At 50.3% G+C, this 20,681-nt stretch carries 21 protein-coding genes; all 21 read left to right on the top strand.

Annotation, left to right across the window (positions count from 1 at the left end; genetic code table 11):
* Positions 1-276: 276 nt before the first annotated feature.
* The 21 genes from C9I92_RS21985 (at position 277) to C9I92_RS21885 (ending at position 20,674) form a co-directional block, all read left to right on the top strand.
* Entirely contained in the window at positions 277-912 is a 636-nt protein-coding gene (locus C9I92_RS21985; protein WP_047884364.1) for a hypothetical protein, read from the top strand.
* A complete protein-coding gene (locus C9I92_RS21980; protein ID WP_047884363.1) occupies positions 912-2,165 on the top strand; it encodes a terminase large subunit domain-containing protein in 1,254 nt (417 codons plus the stop codon). Before C9I92_RS21985 ends, C9I92_RS21980 begins: the two co-directional genes overlap by 1 nt.
* A gap of 30 nt (positions 2,166-2,195) precedes the next feature.
* Positions 2,196-3,737: a phage portal protein gene (locus C9I92_RS21975; RefSeq protein WP_047884362.1), complete on the top strand. Its 1,542-nt coding sequence runs from the start codon at positions 2,196-2,198 to the stop codon at positions 3,735-3,737.
* Positions 3,738-3,802: 65 nt separating this feature from the next.
* Entirely contained in the window at positions 3,803-4,600 is a 798-nt protein-coding gene (locus tag C9I92_RS21970; RefSeq protein WP_146149717.1) for a DUF6651 domain-containing protein, read from the top strand.
* Positions 4,601-4,647: 47 nt separating this feature from the next.
* Positions 4,648-5,538, top strand: a complete 891-nt coding sequence (locus tag C9I92_RS21965) for a major capsid protein (protein ID WP_047884360.1) — start codon at positions 4,648-4,650, stop codon at positions 5,536-5,538.
* 92 nt (positions 5,539-5,630) lie between these two features.
* Positions 5,631-6,083, top strand: a complete 453-nt coding sequence (locus C9I92_RS21960) for a hypothetical protein (RefSeq protein ID WP_047884359.1) — start codon at positions 5,631-5,633, stop codon at positions 6,081-6,083.
* A 1-nt stretch (position 6,084) separates the two neighbouring features.
* Positions 6,085-6,879: a hypothetical protein gene (locus C9I92_RS21955; protein ID WP_047884358.1), complete on the top strand. Its 795-nt coding sequence runs from the start codon at positions 6,085-6,087 to the stop codon at positions 6,877-6,879.
* 44 nt (positions 6,880-6,923) lie between these two features.
* Positions 6,924-7,220, top strand: a complete 297-nt coding sequence (locus C9I92_RS21950) for a hypothetical protein (protein WP_146149716.1) — start codon at positions 6,924-6,926, stop codon at positions 7,218-7,220.
* 59 nt (positions 7,221-7,279) lie between these two features.
* Positions 7,280-7,657: an HK97 gp10 family phage protein gene (locus C9I92_RS21945; RefSeq protein WP_169776013.1), complete on the top strand. Its 378-nt coding sequence runs from the start codon at positions 7,280-7,282 to the stop codon at positions 7,655-7,657.
* Positions 7,654-8,034, top strand: a complete 381-nt coding sequence (locus tag C9I92_RS21940; RefSeq protein ID WP_053061754.1) for a minor capsid protein — start codon at positions 7,654-7,656, stop codon at positions 8,032-8,034. The genes C9I92_RS21945 and C9I92_RS21940 overlap by 4 nt, the downstream gene beginning before the upstream one ends.
* 14 nt (positions 8,035-8,048) lie before the next feature.
* Positions 8,049-8,579: a hypothetical protein gene (locus C9I92_RS21935; RefSeq protein WP_047884355.1), complete on the top strand. Its 531-nt coding sequence runs from the start codon at positions 8,049-8,051 to the stop codon at positions 8,577-8,579.
* Positions 8,580-8,632: 53 nt separating this feature from the next.
* The gene (locus tag C9I92_RS21930) at positions 8,633-8,953 is read left to right on the top strand and encodes a hypothetical protein (protein ID WP_047884354.1); all 321 of its coding nucleotides are present in this window, start codon (positions 8,633-8,635) and stop codon (positions 8,951-8,953) included.
* A gap of 23 nt (positions 8,954-8,976) precedes the next feature.
* Positions 8,977-9,303: a hypothetical protein gene (locus tag C9I92_RS21925; protein WP_047884353.1), complete on the top strand. Its 327-nt coding sequence runs from the start codon at positions 8,977-8,979 to the stop codon at positions 9,301-9,303.
* Positions 9,293-12,742 (top strand): tape measure protein, encoded by a 3,450-nt coding sequence (locus tag C9I92_RS21920; protein WP_047884352.1) that lies wholly within the window; start codon positions 9,293-9,295, stop codon positions 12,740-12,742. The genes C9I92_RS21925 and C9I92_RS21920 overlap by 11 nt, the downstream gene beginning before the upstream one ends.
* Positions 12,742-13,122, top strand: coding sequence for a hypothetical protein (locus C9I92_RS21915; protein ID WP_047884351.1), 381 nt, complete (start codon positions 12,742-12,744; stop codon positions 13,120-13,122). The genes C9I92_RS21920 and C9I92_RS21915 overlap by 1 nt, the downstream gene beginning before the upstream one ends.
* 6 nt (positions 13,123-13,128) lie before the next feature.
* Positions 13,129-13,731: a phage minor tail protein L gene (locus tag C9I92_RS21910; protein WP_047884350.1), complete on the top strand. Its 603-nt coding sequence runs from the start codon at positions 13,129-13,131 to the stop codon at positions 13,729-13,731.
* Positions 13,732-13,745: 14 nt separating this feature from the next.
* Positions 13,746-14,198: an NlpC/P60 family protein gene (locus C9I92_RS21905; protein ID WP_107193923.1), complete on the top strand. Its 453-nt coding sequence runs from the start codon at positions 13,746-13,748 to the stop codon at positions 14,196-14,198.
* A 150-nt stretch (positions 14,199-14,348) separates the two neighbouring features.
* On the top strand, positions 14,349-19,181 hold the full coding sequence (locus tag C9I92_RS21900) for a phage tail protein (protein WP_084712498.1): 4,833 nt from the start codon (positions 14,349-14,351) through the stop codon (positions 19,179-19,181).
* Between the two features lie 25 nt (positions 19,182-19,206).
* Positions 19,207-19,842 carry a tail fiber domain-containing protein gene (locus C9I92_RS21895; RefSeq protein ID WP_047884346.1) on the top strand — a complete coding sequence of 212 codons (636 nt, stop codon included), beginning with the start codon at positions 19,207-19,209 and terminating at the stop codon, positions 19,840-19,842.
* Between the two features lie 62 nt (positions 19,843-19,904).
* Complete coding sequence (locus tag C9I92_RS21890; RefSeq protein ID WP_047884345.1) at positions 19,905-20,234, top strand: hypothetical protein; 330 nt, start codon at positions 19,905-19,907, stop codon at positions 20,232-20,234.
* Positions 20,198-20,674, top strand: coding sequence for a CHAP domain-containing protein (locus C9I92_RS21885; RefSeq protein WP_047884344.1), 477 nt, complete (start codon positions 20,198-20,200; stop codon positions 20,672-20,674). The genes C9I92_RS21890 and C9I92_RS21885 overlap by 37 nt, the downstream gene beginning before the upstream one ends.
* Positions 20,675-20,681 lie beyond the last annotated feature (7 nt).

Genomic DNA, 20,681 nt, shown 5'->3' with positions numbered 1-20,681 from the left:
AAAATATATTATATATATTGGAAGCAAGGTTCTTGCGAACCCAGCTTCCAATCAAGATTAAGACTCCGCGACTTCTCTTCAAACTACCTGCGGAATTGAAAACTCTTCGTGAAAGTAAGGTTCGTTAGAACCTTACCTTTCACATAAATCTCTTCAAAAACCGCGCTTCCATAATATTTATATTATTAAAAATAATAAGCTGCGGCTTACTCATAATCTTAACAATACCGCGCCTTGCTGATAATATCGCCTCGTTTGGTAAGTAATGGGTTACTTATGGTGGAGAAGAAAAGGATTTTAACGCCGTCGGAATGGATTGAGCTTGAGGTTATGTGGGCTTCGGGCGAATACACGCTTGCGGCGCTGTCAGAGAAGTCGGGGATGCGTCCAGAAACGCTTTCAAGACGATTTAAGGCTCGTGGGGTAGAGAAGGGTAGCGCTGCCACTGCGGATGCTGTCAGAGAGGCTGTGAAAGAGAAAATGATCGACAAGTCCGTGGAACGGGCAAACTTGATCGCCTCTCGTCAGGAGTCATACGACAAGTGGGCTTACAACCTTGGCGCGCTTGTGATGAAGGAAGTTGCCGAAGGTGCAAGATCGCACGGAGGCATAGGTTCAGCCGAAGAATCAATTAAGGCACTGCAACGAGCGTCGGCTGCCTTAGCCAAGTGCTATGAGGTTTCCCACAAGGCACTTCGCATGGATGACAGAGACGTTCGCGACGACGAATTGCCTGAGCTGATGTTCGCCGAGCTGACTCAAGAACAGGTGCTTGAGCTTCGCAAGGCCCAAACTGGCGATGCCGAAGACATTGTTGACCTGGATGAGCTGGAAGCAGAACTTGCCGAGGAAATTGCGTCAGAGCGGGAAGAGCTTGAGCGAGAGGAGGCTGAGTCGGAGGCTGTTACCTAATGGGTATTTCAGTCGGCAATATCATTCAGCTTCATGCGGGGCAGATGAAGGTCTTCAAATCTCGCGCCCGTTTCAAGGTGGTTTGCGCCGGTCGTCGTTGGGGCAAGTCGATGCTGTCCATCTCGCTGATCACCAAGTATGCGATGAAGGCGCGGAGACAGCGGGTTTGGTATATCGCACCGACCTATCAGATGGCAAGGCAAATCCTGTGGGATGAGCTAAAGCAGACCATCAATGACCGGTATGTGCTAAAGACCAACGACACAACCATGACCATGATCCTAAAGAACGGATCAGAGATTGCGTTAAAGGGGGCGGATAAGCCCGATACGCTCCGTGGTGTGGCCTTGCACTTCGTCGTTCTTGATGAGTTTCAGGATATGAAGCCTGAGACGTGGACTAAGGTAATTCGCCCAACGCTATCGTCCACACGCGGTGGTGCATTGATCATCGGGACACCTAAAGGTTTCTCAGCGTTCTATGACCTTTGGAAAATGGGTCAAGATCCGGAAATGGTTCGTCGCGGCCAATGGGAAAGCTGGCAATACACAACGGCAATGTCCCCATTCGTTCCAGAGGACGAAATCGAGGCGGCGAGAGCTGACCTAGATCCGAAGTCATTCATGCAGGAATACGAGGCGTCGTTCACGACGATGTCCGGTCGGGTTTATTACCCGTTTGAGCGTGAAACCCACGTTAAACCATGCCCGTTCAATCCTAAATTACCAATCTGGGTGGGACAGGACTTCAACATCGACCCGATGAGTGCAGTGGTCTTACAGCCTCAGCCAAATGGGGAAATTTGGGTTGTTGATGAAATCGTTCTGCATTCGTCCAACACCGAAGAGGCTTGTGACGAATTGGAGCGTAAGTTTTGGCGCTGGAAGCAGCAGATTACGGTTTATCCCGACCCTGCAGGCGCACACCGACAACATGCTCGCGGTGAGTCGGACTTGGATATTTTCAGGGAAAAGGGGTTCGTGCGAATTGACCATCCCAAAAAGCACCCTGCGATTGCAGACCGTGTGAATGCCGTCAACCGACTGCTTCGCGCAGCAAACGGCGCGGTTCGACTGTATGTTGACCCGAGCTGCCGGACAACCATCGAGTCGTTTGAGCAAGTGCTTTATAAGCCTGGCACTCGCGATATCGACAAGGCGGCAGGGGTAGAGCACATCACGGATGCTTTGGGCTATCCAATTCACCGTCGTTTCCCTGTGAAGAAACACTCTATTATTGGCGTTTCAAGATAAGTCACCTATGACTTAGCATTAGTAAGAAAAATGGAAATTTCAGACAAGAAAATCATGGAGCTGGTTAGTCGTCGCCATCCACTTTATGAGGCGATGCTTGAGCACTGGCAGTTTTTGGAGTCCACCTACAAAGGCGGTCGTGAGTGGTTCAAGAAGAATATTTTCCGCTACTACAAAGAGGGCGACGCGGAATACAAGGAACGTATTGATCGTGCCTACCGGTTCAACCACACCCGAGAGGTCGTGAACCTTGTTCATAAGTATATCTTCAAGGAAACGGTTACTCGTGCCGAGGACGCCAGCGAAGAGGTTAAGCGCTTTTGGGAGTGTGCGACCCGCGACAAGCTGGATATTGACGATTTTATGCGAACCGTTGATATCTCATCGTCTGTATTCGGTCGTATTTGGGTCGTAGTGGACTCGACCAAGTCAAGTGACATTGTAACGCTGGCAGATGAGAAGAACTCAGATAGCCGCGTTTACGCCTATATCGTTACGCCAATGCAGATGCTTGATTTTGCCTACGACGAGAATGGCGATCTGTCATGGTGTCTGATTGCAGAAACCGGTCGTGATGATGCCGATCCATTCGAATCAACCGGCAAAACGTTCCTACGTTATCGTCTGTGGACAAAGCAGGGCTGGTATCTGTTCCGCGAGTTTCCACAAAAGCACAAAGGGGCGAAAGTCAAACTGGGCTTGGAGAGTGCAGGGACGCACGATTTGAACGTTGTTCCAGTGTTTCCAGTCGATTGCTTCCACTCATCGGAAAACAAGTATGCAGCGACGGGGCTGATTGATGACGTGGCTTATCTTGATCGCTCGGTTGCGAACTACCTGTCCAACTTGGACGCGATTATCCAAGACCAAACCTATTCGCAACTTGCGATTCCGGTCCAAGGGCTATTGCCAGGTGATGATGATCTGCAAAAGGTTTTGGATATGGGAACCAAGCGGGTATTCACGTTCAACGGTGAGGGTGGGGCGAAGCCGTTCTTCATGTCACCAGATCCTAAGCAGGCACAAATCATTATCGACACTATCTCGAAGATCATTAACGAGATCTATCACTCTATCGGTGTGGCCGGAGAACGAACCAAGCAAGATAACGCCGTTGGTATTGATAACTCATCCGGCGTAGCGAAAGCCTTTGATTTCCAGCGCGTCAACTCCCTGCTGGTAAACAAGGCAAGCACATTGGAGCAGGCAGAGCATCGTCTGGCGGCTATCGTTGAGCGCTGGCACGGGAAGTCAGGTGACTCTCAAATGGTGGACTATGTGAGCTATCCGGAGAGCTTTGATATTCGTGGCCTAGCCGATGAATTTGCCGTTGCAGAGCAGATGAAAAACCTTGAAGCGCCTGATGCTGCTCGTCGTGAGCAAATGGCAATGGTGCTGAAAAAAGTATTCCCTCGTCTGCCGAAGGACAAAGAGGCTGAAATTTTTGCCGAATTAGCTGATTTTCCGCCTAAAAATTCTAAAATGGATATTGATAATAAGTCAGTGCTTACTTATACTCGAGCGCAAATGGTTCGAGAGACTGAACCTACTGATGCTCAAGAGACCGAGTAATCAACGAAAAAGGGATTTTTGATATGCCGTTTTACCTACGAAAGCTGATGGCGCAAGGCGGTTACATGAGTGAAGCAACCAACGGCGAGGAAGCTGGTGGTGCTGGTGTAGCCGACAAAGGCCAAGAAGAGCAGAGTCAACAAGACCAACAAGGTCAGCAAGATGTTGAAGATGTTGATTCTATGAAAGCGCGTCTAGCAACACTGGAACAAGAGAACGCTTCCCTGTTGAAAGATGCAATGAAGAAGAAAGAGAAGTTGAAGGCATTCGGTGACGTAACGCCTGAGAAAGTGCAACAACTTCTTGCGGTTGAACAAGAGCGCTTAGCCCGTGAGCAAGAAGAAGAGACTCGCCGCCTTGAAGAGAAAGGCCAGTGGGATGCTCTGAAATCGCAAATGGTTGAGCAGCATGAAACCGAACTACAAGGGCTTCGCGGCCAAGTAGAGCAGGCCAATAACGAAAAGGCAGCGCTACATAAGCAAATCATCGAGCTAACAGTCGGTCAGTCGTTTAGCAATTCTTCATTCCTGCGCGAGAAAACCGTTCTTCCAGCGACGAAGGCACGAGTGCTTTACGGCAGTCATTTCGAAGTTAACGAGCAGGGGCAGGTGATTGGCTACAACAAGCCAGCCGGTTGCGCAGATCGCGCACCTCTTGTTGACGCACAGGGCGAACCTGTTGGCTTCGAGGATGCAATTAGCCGAATCATCGCAGCCGATACAGACGCCGATCATATTCTTCGCTCTAGCCAAAAGGCAGGGGCAAATTCGATGACTGATTTCGGTATTAAGCCTGGTCAGGAATCGCAGGCAAAAACCATTGAGCAAAAGCTCTCTTCGGGTCTAGCCAAATTGATGAAGTAGTTGGGTGAGGCAAGGAGCCTCCCTTTGATTGTCTAAAGGAATAGATAATGCCTCTATTAATCGACGAAGCTAAAAAGCTATCAAACAACGAACTTGAGCAGGGAATCATTGAAACGATCATCGATCGTGAAGAGCTATTCGCTGTTCTGCCGTTCATGAAAGTGAACTCTAAAGCCTACCTTTACAACCGCGAAAAAGAGCTAAGCGAAGCATCTTTCCTAGATCCAAACGACGCTGTTCCAGAAGGCGCGGCTAAGTTCTCCGAGCATGTTGCGAAGCTACGCATCATCGCGGGTGACGTGGATGTAGACAAGTTCATTCAAACTACTATGTCTGACACTAGCGATCAGCTTGCGACCCAAGTTCGCCTGAAAGTTAAAGGTCTGGCTCGTTCGTTCAAGCGCGCTCTGGTTCTTGGTGACGAAACCTCTAACAGCAAGTCTTTCGATGGCCTTGGCCGTTTGACTGCAAGCGATCAGATCATCGACGCGGCTGGCGCTGCAATGAACTGGTCAATGCTGGATGAAGTGGTTGATGCGGTTAACGCGCTGGGCTGTGACGCAATCATGATGCGTTCTGAACACAAACGCGCTTACCTGCAACTGCTGCGCACAGTAGGCGGTCTGCAACCATCAGAAGTGATGCTGCCACAGTTCGGCAAAGTTATGCTGACCCACAACGGTGTGCCAATCATCGTGAACGACTTCCTGCCTGTTACTGACGGCGAGGGCACTAAGAAAGCACCAATCTACGCTCTTCACCTGAGCGAAGAAAACGGTGTAACTGGCCTGTATGGCGGGGACAACGCTGGTATCGTTGTTGAGTCTATCGGCACAGTTCAAAACAAAGATGCGGTTCGCACCCGCGTTAAGTGGTATTGCGGTCTGGCTAACAAGCACGACTACGCTATCGCTCGTATCGACAACGTAAAATTTTAATTGCTAGATAAGTCACTCGTGACTTATCTGTGTTGATTTGAAGTTGTCAGGGCGGTTCGAAAGAGCCGCCCGTATTTACAAAGAGGGTAGATATGCAAAATAAGAAAGTGCATGTGATCATCAAGTCAGAGACATTCTCAAACTTCACCGGCGTTATGGTTGGTGCCTATTTTGAGAACGGCAAGACTGTTGAGCCGATCCCTTATCGTGACGCTCAAACCCTCGGCGCAATCATGGAAGTTGAGACTGACGAGGGGCAAAACCCGAATCCTGCCGAGACGATGTGGCGTGGATACAACACCACTGACGCCGATCAGGCGAAGAAGGTAATTCAGTCAGCCGAACCGGTTGAGAAGCGCATTGGCAAGAAAGCCAAGGTTGAGCAGCCTAAACAGGCACTACCAACGTTTACACGCGATGAGCTAGAGGCAATTGCGGACAAGTCTGGTATTGCAGGGCTTCGTAAGGTTGGAGAGACCTTCGGTATCAAAGCTCGCTCTATCGAAGAGCTGATCGAAGAAATTCTTGCCGCTCAGGAGGCATGAAATGTCTGAACTGGCAACTCATATCGCAGGCAGCAGTGTAACGATTCGGTTTGATGCTCCAAACCTTGACGGGAAAATCACTGCGTCATACCGCGTTCAGGATCATCACGGCATGTTGTTGACCGACGAACTGCCGATTGATGTCTACAGCGACGATGAGTTTGTGGAAATCGTCATTGATGACGAACTAAATAGACTCGACGGCTTTCAGCGTAAGGCGCTGCGCATCATTCACCTAACGATGGAGAACGATGATGGCGATGTTGCTCAGCAGGAACGCCGGTATGCAATTATTGCCAGTGCAGATCTTTTTGTCCCTCAAGAGACACTGATTACGGTAGCCGAAGCAGAACTTCACCTGCTGGATGTGCCGAACGTGAGCAAGTTTCTTGGCGCAAGCCAAGGTGAGAAGCGCAAAGCCATTATTGAGGCGTCACGCCGGATTTCCGCCATGCGATTTAATCCAGCGGTTGTGTATGAGCGCTCAGGTTGTTTTGCCGACTTTCCATCGTTCGACAAAGGCATTGACCTAACCAGGCTAAGCGCAGGTGAATACATGGATCTGCCAGCCCGTTTCCTTGAAGACATTGCCGTTGCAGTGATTTATGAGGCTGACGATGTGCTTGGTGGTGATCCCATTGACTTGGCGAGGCGCAGCGGTCTTGTTTCAGAGCGTGTAGGGGAAACCTCGCTGACTTATCAGCAAGGGCGACCTGCTCAGGAAATCGTGGGCGCAAGAGCCTTTCGAGTGCTGGGCAAATACACAACTCGCTCATATCGAATTGGGCGAGGTTAACGATGAAGGCCACGGTCACTGTTTTTAAAAAAACGGAAGTCCGGATGCGTGGGCTTTATGGCGAGCAAAACCATGAACCTGCCTTTGACTGTGAAGTGCTGGTCATTCGTGACATTCGCTCGACTTCCTCAACCAAGGGAACGCTTACGGAAACGTCCTACGGAAGAGGGTTACAGCAAAAACACGATGTTCGACTTCTGTTCCCCGAAGATACGGAAATTGAGCTAGACGACCGTGTGGACTTTCGGGGCCGTAGACTCCGGATTGTTTCACTGGAAGTCATGCTGGGTTTGCGAGGGAGAGCGGGGCACATTGCTGCGGAGCTAGAGCCTTGGGTTTGACATTTTCCGCCAGCAAAGCGCGGCAGAGGCTTACCAACGCTGAGAACGGTTTTAAGCGAGTGACGTTACAGACGGCGAGAAAGGTTGCCGAAGATGGCGCACGAATGATGGCTGCGATGGTTCCAAGGGATACAGGTTCATTGGAAGAGTCCATTGAAGGGGCGGTTGAGAAGACTAAGGACGGTCTGATCATGCGAATTGGGGTTAGAGAGGGAGCTGTTAACAGCAAAACTCAGCGACCTGTCGATAAATACGCACCGGCGATGAACAAGGGCGGATACAAACTTGGCATTCGCTCTATCGAAAAGCAGTCAGCCTCTCAGTTCAAAATTGGCTCTGGCTATGTAGGTCGTTCTCGGGAGTGGTTACGCCGTCACTGGATGGACAAGCTACGAAATGACCTGAGCAAAGCAGGGTTGAAGGGACGCTGGCGATGATTTTGGAAAGCTATGCGCATTACCTCGATTACATTGGCGTAGGTGTAATTGGAGAAACACTTTTTGCCTATGAAATGCCGTCCGATGTGGTGTCAGGCATTTTGCTCGCAGTACCATACGGCGGCTTCAAAATCGACCATGAGCTAAAAGGCTATTACAAGGATGTTCTGAGGCTTGTGGTGCATTCCGACTCGATAGCTGACGGCGTGAGCTTAGTCGAGCAGATTTTCGAGTATGCAGGTGCGGAGAACGTCACCTCGGGGAATGTGCATTTTAACTACGTCAGACCCATTACCTATCCTGAACCGCACCGTCAGGACGAAATAGGGCGGTATGAGTTCGTGATGGTAATGGAATTTTCATGCGTGAAACTCTAACAAAGGGAATTGCTATGTCATCAGGAGTTGAAAACATCAAATTGGGCGCATGTGATGTGACATTCGGTGATGTTTCACTTGGTCTAACCAAAGGTGGTGTAGAGGTTGAGGTTACAACTGACACTCACGAAGTGAAGGTTGACCAGTTCGGTGAGACTACCGTTTCCGAGCGCATCATGGGTCGTAACATCAAGGTCAAAGTGCCGATGGTGGAAACGGACATTGCGAAGATCACTGCGGTAATGCCTGGCTCAACGATTGATTCGGGTCAGAAGACACTGACCGTTAAGGTTGGCGAGGGTATTGACCTAGTGAAGCTGGCGCAGGCGCTTGTGCTGACTCCGCGCAACAAAGACGACTACTCGGTAACGATTCCTCGCGCTGCTACGGCTGGCTCTATGAGCTTTGCCTACAAGCACAACGAAGAGCGTGTATTCGAGCTTGAGTTTACTGCCTATCCAGACTCAACCGGCCATCTAATGACTGTTGGCGGCAGTGCCGCAGAGGCGCTAGTCAAACAGTCTACTGCTAAAACTGATAAATAAGTCACCTATGACTTACTAGGGGCTGAAATGCCCCTATTTTTGGAGACGAGAGAATGACAAAGCTGTTGAATCTAGACGAAATCGCCCCTGCAACAAAAGAAGTCCTGCTGGGCGGCGTGAAGCATAAAGTAAACCCGCTTTCATTCGGTGCATTTGTGGCGATGCAAAAGCTGATGCAGAAGAAGAATGCAACGATGCAAGAACAGCTTGATACCTACATTCAAGTTGTCTTGTCTGTGGTGCCGACAATCACCCGCGAAAAACTGGAAAGCATGACTTTCGAACAGATCATTGCCCTAGTGAATTTCGTTTCCGAGGATGCGGAAGCTGAAAATCAAGAGGGTGCCGAATCTCAATCCGAGGGAAAGGAATAACTCGGAATGAGAGCGGTGAGGTTGTGGCGATTGACTTGGGTTTCTACTTTTCCCGCCTGATTCATCACTACAACCTTTCCTATAGCGAAGTGCTGGCTCTTCCCATTCGAACCTTTTGGATGATGAGCCGGAACGTAGACCGCCACAGAGCGGAAATGGACATCAGCCAACTAAGGCTTCTGCGGGCTTCGCAAACCAGTGAAGAACACCTCAAGGACTTCGCGGAATCTCTTACCGAGCAGTTATCCAGTCCAATTGAGATTAAACGCTCATTAGAGGATGCCGAGCCTGATGCAGATGCCATTGATAGGCTGAAATCACTGCTAGGGAATGCGATAAGTGAGCGATAATCTACACTTCGAGTTCACCGCGAGTGATCGCGGTGCTCAACAGGCTTTCAAAAATCTGAAAGACCGTCTTAAAAAGCTAGACGCTACCGCAAAAAAGACTAACCACACCTTGTCCGGCATCGACGTTAAGATGCAGCAGCTAGTTGATGCTATGGTCAAGGTGGAAGCACCAGTCAACCGAACCTCATCTGCCTTAGCCAAATTAGAACGTCGCTTCAATGGCGTCGGTCGAAGTGCATTTGAAGGTGTGATGGTTCTGGGAATGCTTGAAGGGGCAATGTCCTCTTTGCAGCATGTATTTTGGACGTGGCAGGACGCGATCTTACGGGCAACCGATGATATTGAACGTCTGACACTGACAATGCGCGGTCTGGCTACCACTGGTGATGTTGTCAAAGAGTCGGTTCGGGACGTTAATTACGTTCTCGAAATGACAAAATCAGCGCCATTCAAAATTGATGCCCTTCGAAACTCATTCGTTAAGTTCAAATCCGGCGGAATCGACCCAACAAACGGCTCTCTTAAAGCGCTTGTTGACGGTGTTGCGGCGTTTGGTGGTTCTGACCTGGAGCTTGAACGTGCAGCCGTGGCTATCCAGCAAATGGCGGGTAAAGGCGTAATCTCGATGGAAGAGTTGCGTCAGCAATTGGGTGAATCGGTTCCGGCGGCAATGAAGCTGATGGCTCGCTCAATGGGTGTGTCAGTCGGTCAGTTGGTTAAGCAAATCGAAACCGGCACCGTTGCGGCATTGCCTGCAATTAAAGGTCTTCTTGCTGAGTTTGAACTGGCCTTTGGTGGTTCGGCTGAGAAGATGATGAAGACCTATTCAGGTCAAATGTCGAAGCTGGCCGCAAACTTGAAGCTGTTGGGGCGCGAGATTGGTGAAGGTTCCGGAGACAAAGAGGGCAACCTACCTTCCTACTATGACGCCGTAACGCATTCCGTTTTAGAGCTTAATGCCGCTCTGGAAACCAAAGCATTCAGGGAGTGGGCGCAGGAGTTCGGCACTTGGCTTGCTCAGATGGTCGTGAAGATGACCGAGCTGATGAAGGTCATGTATGAGAACCGTGACGCAATCTCGGCTGTCGCGACGACAATCGGCTATTTGATTGGCGGTAAGCTGATTCTTGGTATCGGCAAACTGCTTGTTGCGCCATTTGTGAAGCTACTGAGTGTGCTGTCGAAGGCAGGCAAGGGCGTAGAGTCGTTTGCAGACAAGTTCAAAAACTTCAACAAGGTATCCGCCGATGGTGGCGCTTTGACGAAGGTGATGGAGAAGCTAAGTTCTGTCGGCAAGCGTGTGACTGCGGTATTCGGTAATTTCCGCAAGGGCATGGTTGGCGTTCGTGCTCTGTTTACAACCCTGAGAACGGGCATTGCGGCTGTTCAACCTCATTTTGCTGCGTTGGCTACCGCAGTTTGGATGGCCTATGAGGCATTGTCTGCGCTTTACGGCATTTGGGATAAGTCTACATTGGCTGATCGATCGATTGAGTGGGCGGCGGAGTTGAAAGCCGATCCGAAGCAGGCCAACGAATCTACCATCAAGGACGTAGAGGCACGTCTTGAGAGGCTGGGCGCGCTATCCAAGGAAGCCACCGATGAAGAGCTTGAGCGCATTAAGCTGGCTCAGAAAGAGCTTCAAGAGGCGCTGGATAAGTCTGCATCTTACGTTTACGAGTCTTCCATTTCAAAAGAGCTGGCGCAGGAGCGAGCCAAAATTGCCGAGGAAATGGAGGCCGTTCGAACAACCTACAACCAAGAATCAGACAAGCTGGCGAAAGCCTACGAGGAAATCATTAACTCGAAAATGCTTGTGTCTGAGAAAGAGGCGGCGCTTGCCAAAAACCGAGCTGAACAGCGCAGTCTAGCTCGTGGTGTAGTGCAGAAAGAAATGGCACTGCTGCAAAGGGAAATCGACGCCAGCTCAGAACGACTGAGCTATCTGTCAAACCCTGACGTTACAGCCAAGGAAAGAGCGGAGATCGAGAAGCGCATTGAGCAGATGAACCAATATCAGTCTCAGTATGAGGGGCTGATGAAGTCACTGGCCGATGTGGATAAGCGTTACTCCGGTGAAGTTGGCAAGATCTTGTCTGACTCTGGACGTGCAGCGCTTGATAAGACGACCGGCAAGATGAAGACCTACCTGAAAACCCTACAGGTGCAGTTTGCCCGAATGGACGGACGCGAAACCGGTAGCGGTGCTTTCTTGGGTGCGGCACTGGAACGAATCCAGCAGTTTAGGGAAGAGCTTGGCGAGATTGCCAAGGAACCGGCGTTTGAGAAGCTGGCTCAAGATATCCGAGGCGTAGCCCGTGCGATGGATAACCTTGAGAGACGACAGGCGACTGCGGAGAAAGCTGGAAAGCTGTCGAAATCTGCCGATTCTTGGATGCGTTCAGACATGGACGTGCAGGGACCGACAAAGCTGGACGAGTTCAATACTCAGTTTGACCTTACCAAACAGAAGTATGAAGAGATTCTGGCCTTGGCGAATAGTCCGAATGGCGGCTTGATTCCGAAAGAGCAGGTTGATAATGCCAAGACAATGCTTCAATACATGGAAGCGAACAAGCAGGCCATTCAAGACCAGATTGTTCTTTCTGACAATATCACGCCTTTCCTGAATAACATCGACAATCGCCTGAAAAAGCGTGGCGACTATAAGAACGAGGCATCCCGTAGCGCTCGTCTGGCTGCCTTTGACGAAATCGTTGTTGCCGAGAACCAAGCGCTAGACAAGCTCTATCTCGATGACAAATTGAGTTGGGAGGCTTATCAGGGCGAGAAAACTCGGATTGCTGCGGCAGCCTCTCATGAGCGCCAAAAGCTAACCGAAGGGGCTTTTGCGAAGCTGGCGGTTCAGTATCAGGACTTTGGCGAGCAGCTTGAAAACGTCATGGCAGGTGCTCTTGAAGGAATTGTAGATGCAACAACCTCCTTCATGATGACCGGCGAAGATCAGTGGCGCAACTTTGCGGAAAAGGTTATTCAGCAAATCCTGCGCATTGCCCTGATGAAAACGGTGATTTCACCGCTGACAGACGGGATTAGCAACTGGTTCACATCGCTGCAAGGCGGCGGGGCTACGGCGGGTGTGCAAGCGGCTTCGGATGTGGCGGCTTCATCTGTTGGCTCAATGGCTGGCGGTGCGATTGCTTCAGTCGGGGGTAACTTGGCAATGGCTGGCCGCAGTATTGCACCTCAGATGGTTACGGCAATGCCTCGGCAAGCCTCTATGACGCGCTCAGCACCAGCAACCGCCTCAATGGGTGGAGCCGTAGAGTTCAATCTGATTAACCAGTCAGGAGAGCAGATGAGCGCCCGTGAAACCGGCCGCCGTTTTGATGGCAAGAAGATGATTCTTGATGTTGTGTTGGAAGCCGTGAATAAGCCTGGTTCATTCAGGGACGGTATGAAGGGAGCACTTAGCTAATGAGAAGCTATGCGTTAATGCCTAATTTCGGGCGAATCTCAACGTCTACGGGGGAGGATTCAAGCAAGCATAAGGTTGAGCTTGAAGACCAAGCCATTCGGGTAGATTCGGATAATGGGTATGTCTTCACGCGCCCCCGTCATACACGAAAGGCACGTAAGTCATTTGAGACCGGCTTTACCGACTTATCTGAGACAAACAGGAAAGAGCTGGTTAAGTTCTATGAGGCTCGCATGGGCGGCGTAGAGCCATTTTTCTACAAAAATCCAGTAAGCGGTGACTTACATTTGGTTCGCTTTGCTGATAAATTACTGTTCAGTTACAAGGGCATTGGTGGTGTTCACCTTTGGGATGTCCTGATTAAACTGACTGAGGTTTAGAGATAGATGCGACACCTAAATGTTGCATCCGTTATCGACAAATCCAAACTTGCATCAAAAGAGGCATTCGTGCCTCTTTTTACTGTTCGGATGGATGTTAACGGAGAGCTGACCTCAATCTACATTGCTCGATGGATTGAGGATATTGAATATAAGGGCAATACCTACTTGGCCGCGAACTTCGACTTTGAGTTTCAGCAGTCAGAGGGAGAAATGACAACTGCTTCCATCACCGGGCATGACTCTACGGGACAAATCCAGCGCCTTATCGAGTCATCAAGAGGGGCGGCTGGCTCTGAGGTTCAGATCGACATTGTGAATACAATGACACTCGATAGAGAGCCGGAGTTTACGGAAGTTCTATCCATTTCAGATACGAGCGTTAAGGGCGGAGACATTTCCTTTAAGTTGGAAATGCCTGATTACCTGCGAGTTCGGTATCCAAGACGCATTGCCTACCGAGAATACTGCTCTTGGTTTTTCAAAGATGAACGCTGCGGCTATAAAGGCTCAGCGCAGACTTGTGACTACAGCCTGAATGGCCGAAATGGCTGTATAGCCAAGGGTAACTCGGCGAATTTTGGCGGTTTTCCGTCTATTTTTAGCTAAAGGATTAGTAAGCGGTGACTGAGTTGTATTTTGGCGATTTGCTAACAAAGCCCTATCTGAGAGGTGCGAGAGGCGAAAACGGTTATTACGACTGTTACGGGCTGCTGATGGAGCTTTATCGACGAATGGGGGTTGAGGCTCCCAATTACAAAACGCCCGAAACGCCACGGCAAATGGCAAGTTCTGCCGCCGTTTGGAAACAGAGCTGGGAACCGGTGCTGAGTAAAGCCGGATACCCGACCATCAAAAGCTGCGATCCGACAGACAGCAATACCTACGCGCTCGTTCCTTACAGCACATTGCTGCTGAGGGTGGCGGGTGAGGACTGCCATACCGCCATGTTGCTGCCAAAGATGCAATTCATTCACACGTGGCAAGGCTCAGGGATGGTTGTTGTAGACCGTCTGCTGAGTCCTGTTTGGAGAAACAAGGTTGTTGGAGTTTATCAACCATGCAGCACAACATAATCCCTAGTGTGGATTTGAGCGCGAGTTGCAGTGACGATTTGCATTTGCAGATCCTCTACTCGCCGTTCGATCTCAGCAAGAGAGATTACGCGAACATCGTTTACCAAGAGGGGGCTGCTCTGTCTCATTATCTAGAGGGTCTGCCTCGGGATGACGCATTCGCTGTCTTCCTTGGCGGTCAGGAAATGGCAGAGAGCGTCTGGGATTGAGGTTATTCCAGGCAAAGGCGAACACATCGTCCTTATTCAGAATGTGTTTGGTGGTGGCGGCGATAACAAGGGCATTTTACGTTCAGTTGCCCTGATTGCTGTTGCCGCCTTTTCGGCGTGGGCTACTGGCGGCATTAGTAGCACGTTCATGAAAGGCTTGGCTGCAGCCGCCATCAATACCGCTGGCGCACTGCTGATCAACGCGCTTATCCCAATGCCAACGCAGGCATCCGCCTCCGAAGAGCAAAGCTCAACTTACAGTTTGGGCGCGCCGTCAATGAATACGCGAGAAGGCTCTCCGATTCCTGTCCTGTATGGCGAACATTGGACGGGCGGTTTGCTAATCGGCATGGATAAGGGACTGTCCGACGAGGACGAAGTTCTGACTATGCTGGTCGCGCTATCAGAGGGTGAAATCAGCGAAGTCAAAGAGGTGCTGGTAAACGATCAGCCAATTGAGAGCTATCAGTCTACAAGCTGGTCTTACAAGCGCGGGGCGCTGAATGAGCCAGTTTCCTCCGAGTATGCTGGGTCTATTCGTCGCCACATTGAGGTTGGTCGAGCATTTAATCAGGAAATGGGGGTTGTTGAGCTTCCGGCAGGCACTAACGCAGCCGAGCTTCAAATCTCTTTCCCATACGGCTTGATTCACCGAGACGACGACTCAAACAAGAAGTGGGACCGAGAGGTTGAAATCCGCACGGCATACAGAATTAAGGGCGGCACTTGGACATATGCAGGTGATTCCGGCAAGGAGCTGGCTTTTAACACTGACCTCACTGATACGAAAAACCACCTTGTGAAGTTCTCGTTCAAGCTGTCGGCGACCGATAGTTACAACGCAACGCTTATGATTGAGCGCAAGAAGTCGAGCGAAAGTGATTGGGTCAGGGTTATTTCAAATCCCCTTACAGGCATTGTAACGGGGGTAAGAGAGCTTTCGGTTGAGCTTGAGCAGCATGAATCGACTAATGCCCGTTACTACTATCGCTACCAGATTGAAGGGAAAGGCGTCACGGTCAAGTCGGCAAAGGCGATGCAGGCACTATCGCAGTCGAACATCATTAAAGACTGCACCTCAAACCCTAAGCGGGTCATCGTCAAGATGAACCTTAACTCGCAGGCTCATGATACCGTCTATGAACTCGGCTTCTTCCGTATTACGGCGGAATCGGAGTCAGACTACATCATGGATGAGTGCTGGCTGAATGCCGTTGAGGCAGTTCAGTATTCGACGGTTGCTCACCGAGGGACAGCCGTTCTTCGAGCCACCATCAAGGCAACAGACCAGCTAAACGGGACACCGGATGTTGTCAGCCTTGTTCGTGGTCGCAAGGTGAAGACCTATGACCGCCGAGGCAATCAGACTGGCTACATCTGGAGTGACAACCCTGCTTGGATTTCATTGGACATTGCCATTGAGTTCGGCTCCGTTCCTAAGCGACATATCGACTTTGACCGGTTCGTTGATTGGGCGGCGTATTGCAACTCCAACAAGCTAAAATTCAACGGCGTATTCGACTCCATGACGAGTGTATGGGATGCGCTACAGATCGTGACACGCTGCGGTCTGGCGAAGATTAGCCCTGTGGGTTCCCAGCTAAGTCTGATCATCTACGAGCCTCGCAATCCGGTGATGGTGTTTGGCTCGTCAAACATGCTTGCAGATACGTTGTCGGTGTCATGGTCGAGCAGCAAAGACCGTGCAAACGTGTTTGAGGCTGAATACTACGACATTGAGAACAAGAACGCGGCTTCCTTCGTGAAGATCGTCGAGCATGACGAAATTGCCAAGGGTGCGCCAATTCGCGAGAACAAGGTTTCATTGCCTGGTGTGACCAACAAAGAGCAGGCGGAGAAAATTCTTGGCGTATTCAGAGCCAATAACAAATACATCAGTGTGAGTTGCACGTTCGACGCTTACCTTGATGCCATTGCATGTTCCCTTGGCGATGTGGTGTTGGTTCAGAGCGACCATATTGATTGGGGGCGCTCATGCCGGACGTTGACCGGACAGGCGAAGAGCGGTGTGGTTCAGGTGGATTTGTCCGAGGCTGACATTGCAGAGTTTGGCTCTCAGGTCATGGTTCACTACCCAACGTTCAAGCTGGGGACAGCAAAAGTTGCGGCAATTGATGCGGCTAATAAGAAAGTTACTCTGGATGCTGCTGTTAGTCGTGACGTTGCTGCTATCGGCTTTGGTTCTCTGAATGAGCGTCTGATTGGCAGTGACGGCAAGGCGGTGTATCTCGACCGGATTCCGGCTGGTTTGGCGGTAGGTAGTGCCGTTGATTTGATTAAGTTCGATCATCTGTTTACCTCGAACATCATGAAAACCGAGCCTGAAAAGGGGTTGCTGCACCTCTATACGGAATTGCCTGCTGATATTTTGCCTCAGAGCATGATTCACATCGGCAAGTCGTCGCGAGTGGCTAAGCCTTTCGTGGTTACGGCTATTTCCGGCGATGGCGATTTCAAGCGAACTCTGTCTTGCGTTGAATATAACGAGTCTATCTTCAACCTGAGCGGTGAGTATGAATATGTGCCTCCGATGAATCCAAATGAGCCACCTGCACCAGTGCGAAACCTCGGCATCGTTGAGGAGATTTACAAGTCGGGCATGACTGTGATGACTCGGGCTTATATTTCGTGGGAGCGTCCATTGACCGGCAGCTATGCGTCCGTCCGTCTTGGTATTTCGCTTAACGGTCAGAGCACGGAGGTCATTCGCATTCCAACCGGCACGATGAGCTATGTTGTCGAAAACCTTCAAAACGGCGACTCACTGACGGTAACGGCAAACACCTTGGATATGACCGGACAGGTTTGCCCGATCTCAGAGGTGGTGACGCATACGGTTCTTGGCACATCAGTAGCGCCAAAAGCTGTAGAGGGCTTCAAAGCTGGACGCTCATTTGCAGGTATTACCTTGTCTTGGGCTTCCAACAGAGAGGCGGATGTTGTTGGTTATCAGATTCGACAGGGAAGCACTTGGGGATCATCAACAATTGTCGTTGAACGTCTGGATACCACTTCAACGGTTATCGACACCAAGGAGGCGGGTAGCTTTACCTTCTTGATAAAGGCGATTGACGTTGAGGGCAACATGTCTGAGTCGGCGTCTTCGACTCGCATTGAGATTAAGGGGCCAGATCCCGTAACTGGTCTAACTGCTATCCAGAACGACCGAGTGGTTATCCTGCGCTGGGATAAGCATCCAAGCCCTGATGTAACGAGTTACACCATTCGCCGTGGTCAGAGCTGGGCTATGTCAGAGCACTTGGCGGATGTATCGGGTAACTCATACTCAATCGACTCTGACTCCATTGAGGCAGAAGACTACTTTTGGGTAAAAGCGATTGACCGGTTCGGCATTCCATCGGCATCGGCTTCATTTGCCGCTGTGGCTCGGAATGACCTGGAGGATTACAACGTTATCCATACCGTTAACTTCGGGGCGGCAGGCTGGGATGGCGTTAAGGTAAACATGCTGGTTGATAAGGTCAACTCACTCGTTGGTGTTTCCGGCCAGAGCTACCTTGAATACCGCGAAACTGAGCAGACACACTCAGCCCGAGCTTCCCGATTGATCGTTCGAGACTTCCCATTCTCCGTAGCAGAGGATGACGACCGGAACTGGGCGAGCCTTGGTGAAATTTCATGGGCTGAGGCAGAGACAATGTTCTGGATTCCATCTGGTGTGGATGATAGCCACCGATTCGAGCGGTATATCTCGACCAAGATGCGTGGACGAGATGCAAGTCTGTTCGAGGGTTATGATTGTCACACTGTAACGTCAGTCAAGAAGGGCTATAACGAGTCCGTGCCTACATTGAGCGAAACGACTCTGACAGCCGGAACCATCGTTCGCGGCGCAATGCAGGCGGTGGGTATGTATATGACAAGTGCTGGCTACGCGAGATTCCCGTTAAAAGGCATGGCAGGTATGGAGTCTCAACTGGTTTTCTCGATTGGTGCGGTTCGCAGTGGACTGATCGGCAAGTTCTTGGTTGAGGGTTCTGCGGGTAGCTTGTTGATTAACATTGAGGATATTGGCCGAGAGTTCCATATCGGGGTCCAGGGCGGCTCTACGCTGATTCTTGCTAAGCCTTTGGACTCAAGCAACGTAGTTAACCGAGTAATTAACCTGATGGTTCGCCAGCGCTCGGAAGAGGTGGTGGTTAGCGCGTCCGTTCATGGTGGTAAATGCGCAGAGACAACCGCCATCATTCGAAACTTGGGTGCAATCCAGCACTTGAAGATCACCGAGGCTATTTCCGAGTCAGGAACGACTCCGGCTTTGTGCCTGAGAAGCCTGCGTTTGGAGAAGGCCATTGAGATTAGCGGAAGGGAGCAGCTTGCCGCCTTCCACGCTAAAACGCCTCGTTTGTGTGGGTGGACGCGCTACGAGAGGTTTACTGCGGGATTCTACGATTCGGATGAGGTGGACATTGTCTATCGGGTCTGGACGGACTCAACCTCAATGTTACCTGGCATTTCCTCATCAGTTCTGATTGTGGACGTGCCGGATGTAATCGACCGTGGTTATGTGGAGGTGACTGAGCCTGACAACATGCAGGTGAAGTTCAATCGGAAATTCACTGTCCCACCGCGTGTGGTTCCGCAGTTCACCGGCTCTACAGGAGCGGATGTGGTGGTTGGGGCAACGGTCTACGCCTCAAACATCACGACTGATGGCTTCTATGTGTCTATCTATGACTCTATGGGCAGCCTGACAACGGGACGAGTTAACTGGAATGCTTCTGGCTACTAAGGTAGCCAGTTTTTGGGGATGAAACATGCAAAACTATACCGAGATTACTGAAAACACCAACCTTCGTGCGTCATTGCCGCAGATCTTGAATAACGACAAAACAGCTCTTTCAAACTCATCGGGTATTGCTTGGCCGACAACGCCACCACCTAGCGACGGTCGAACCTGTTACCGCAGTGACCAGAAAAAGCTCTACATGTATGCGGACGGCGGTTGGAAGATGATTATCGACTTCGCCAAAACACCGCTTTCAGTGCAGGATGCGGATGCCAAATATGCGGCGAAGTCCCACAACCATGATTCTGCTTATGCGCGTAAAGCGGTGGACGAGACGTTCGCCAAGTCAGTAACAATCACAACAAACCTGACTGTGGGCGGGATCATCTACAACACCTCCGACATGAAGGCCAAAACAGACATTCGGAAAATCACCGGTGCGCTTGGCAAGGTGAAACAGTTGGGCGGTTACACCTACAAGTTAAAGGCGTCCGGACAAGCCTCTGTAGGTGTCTTGGCTCAGGAGGTAGAGGCGGTTGATAAGCATCTTGTATTCAAGGAGGAAGACAAGCTGGCCGTGAATTACAACGGCTTGGTGGCAGTCCTGATTGAAGCTGTTAATGAACTAGCCCAAAAGGTTGAAAAACTGGAAAAAGGTCATTGATTTTTGGCTAGATAATAAGTAAGTGATGACTTATTATGTTCGGGCTTTTAAGGAGCCTAGACATGGATAAGTCAGATCTTCTCGTCGAGGTTGCGACTAAGACCTCATCCGACCCTGCTATCGAAGCTCCGTCCCTGCTTGTTTCGATAGTAGGGCTGTTTGTTCTTGGATCTATTGCCAAACAACTTCTTTCTGATGAGCCGAAGCTGAACCTGCGCGTTTTATTCGGGGAAATGATCTTGTCTGGTATTGCTGGCGTTGCGATGTATTCACTCGGGCTAATGAGAGAAATGAGCACTCATCAAATCATTTTCTTTGGCGCTTTGGGTGGCATCGGTGGATGGAGAACAGTGTTATGGATAATCAAAATTATCAAGTCAAACAAGAACTGATTCAAAAGCTACTTGCCGTTGCGAACGGCGAGGTTGGCGTTGAAGAAGTTCCTCGCGGCTCTAATGACGGTAAGCGAGTTCGTGAGTATCTAACCTCCGCAGGCATCAATGTCCCAGCCCCTTGGTGTATGGCATTTGTTTATTGGTGTCTTCAACAAGTTGGTGTTACGGGCGTTCCTCGGACTGCTCATTGCGGGACGATGTGGAACAAGGCCAAAGAGAAGCGTGTTTGCTGTGTGAACAACGCTCAGCCTGGTGATGTGTTCATTCAGATTTTCCAGTCCGGCAACGGTCATGCTGGGATTGTTGAGTATGTCGAAGGTGAGTATGTCTACACCATTGAAGGGAATACGAACGACGAAGGCTCACGAGAGGGCTATGAGGTTTGCCGTCGCAAACGTCATGTAAGCACCATGAAGGGCTTTTTGCGTTTTATCTGAATAAATA

The organism is Photobacterium ganghwense (assembly GCF_003025595.1).
GTDB classification, from domain to species: Bacteria; Pseudomonadota; Gammaproteobacteria; order Enterobacterales; family Vibrionaceae; genus Photobacterium; species Photobacterium ganghwense.
The sequence above is the reverse complement of the archived record's forward strand: the minus strand, read 5'-3'. Positions and strand labels throughout refer to the sequence as shown.

What these genes read in the sequence shown, in the direction of transcription:
- C9I92_RS21900 (WP_084712498.1), top strand. Translation starts at nt 14,349, where the DNA reads ATGACGCATTCGCTGTCTTCCTTGGCGGTCAGGAAATGGCAGAGAGCG.
- C9I92_RS21940 (WP_053061754.1), top strand. Translation starts at nt 7,654, where the DNA reads ATGATTTTGGAAAGCTATGCGCATTACCTCGATTACATTGGCGTAGGT.
- C9I92_RS21895 (WP_047884346.1), top strand. Translation starts at nt 19,207, where the DNA reads ATGCAAAACTATACCGAGATTACTGAAAACACCAACCTTCGTGCGTCA.
- C9I92_RS21915 (WP_047884351.1), top strand. Translation starts at nt 12,742, where the DNA reads ATGAGAAGCTATGCGTTAATGCCTAATTTCGGGCGAATCTCAACGTCT.
- C9I92_RS21885 (WP_047884344.1), top strand. Translation starts at nt 20,198, where the DNA reads ATGGATAATCAAAATTATCAAGTCAAACAAGAACTGATTCAAAAGCTA.
- C9I92_RS21930 (WP_047884354.1), top strand. Translation starts at nt 8,633, where the DNA reads ATGACAAAGCTGTTGAATCTAGACGAAATCGCCCCTGCAACAAAAGAA.
- C9I92_RS21950 (WP_146149716.1), top strand. Translation starts at nt 6,924, where the DNA reads ATGCGTGGGCTTTATGGCGAGCAAAACCATGAACCTGCCTTTGACTGT.
- C9I92_RS21975 (WP_047884362.1), top strand. Translation starts at nt 2,196, where the DNA reads ATGGAAATTTCAGACAAGAAAATCATGGAGCTGGTTAGTCGTCGCCAT.
- C9I92_RS21965 (WP_047884360.1), top strand. Translation starts at nt 4,648, where the DNA reads ATGCCTCTATTAATCGACGAAGCTAAAAAGCTATCAAACAACGAACTT.
- C9I92_RS21960 (WP_047884359.1), top strand. Translation starts at nt 5,631, where the DNA reads ATGCAAAATAAGAAAGTGCATGTGATCATCAAGTCAGAGACATTCTCA.
- C9I92_RS21955 (WP_047884358.1), top strand. Translation starts at nt 6,085, where the DNA reads ATGTCTGAACTGGCAACTCATATCGCAGGCAGCAGTGTAACGATTCGG.
- C9I92_RS21985 (WP_047884364.1), top strand. Translation starts at nt 277, where the DNA reads ATGGTGGAGAAGAAAAGGATTTTAACGCCGTCGGAATGGATTGAGCTT.
- C9I92_RS21910 (WP_047884350.1), top strand. Translation starts at nt 13,129, where the DNA reads ATGCGACACCTAAATGTTGCATCCGTTATCGACAAATCCAAACTTGCA.
- C9I92_RS21890 (WP_047884345.1), top strand. Translation starts at nt 19,905, where the DNA reads ATGGATAAGTCAGATCTTCTCGTCGAGGTTGCGACTAAGACCTCATCC.
- C9I92_RS21970 (WP_146149717.1), top strand. Translation starts at nt 3,803, where the DNA reads ATGAGTGAAGCAACCAACGGCGAGGAAGCTGGTGGTGCTGGTGTAGCC.
- C9I92_RS21980 (WP_047884363.1), top strand. Translation starts at nt 912, where the DNA reads ATGGGTATTTCAGTCGGCAATATCATTCAGCTTCATGCGGGGCAGATG.
- C9I92_RS21935 (WP_047884355.1), top strand. Translation starts at nt 8,049, where the DNA reads ATGTCATCAGGAGTTGAAAACATCAAATTGGGCGCATGTGATGTGACA.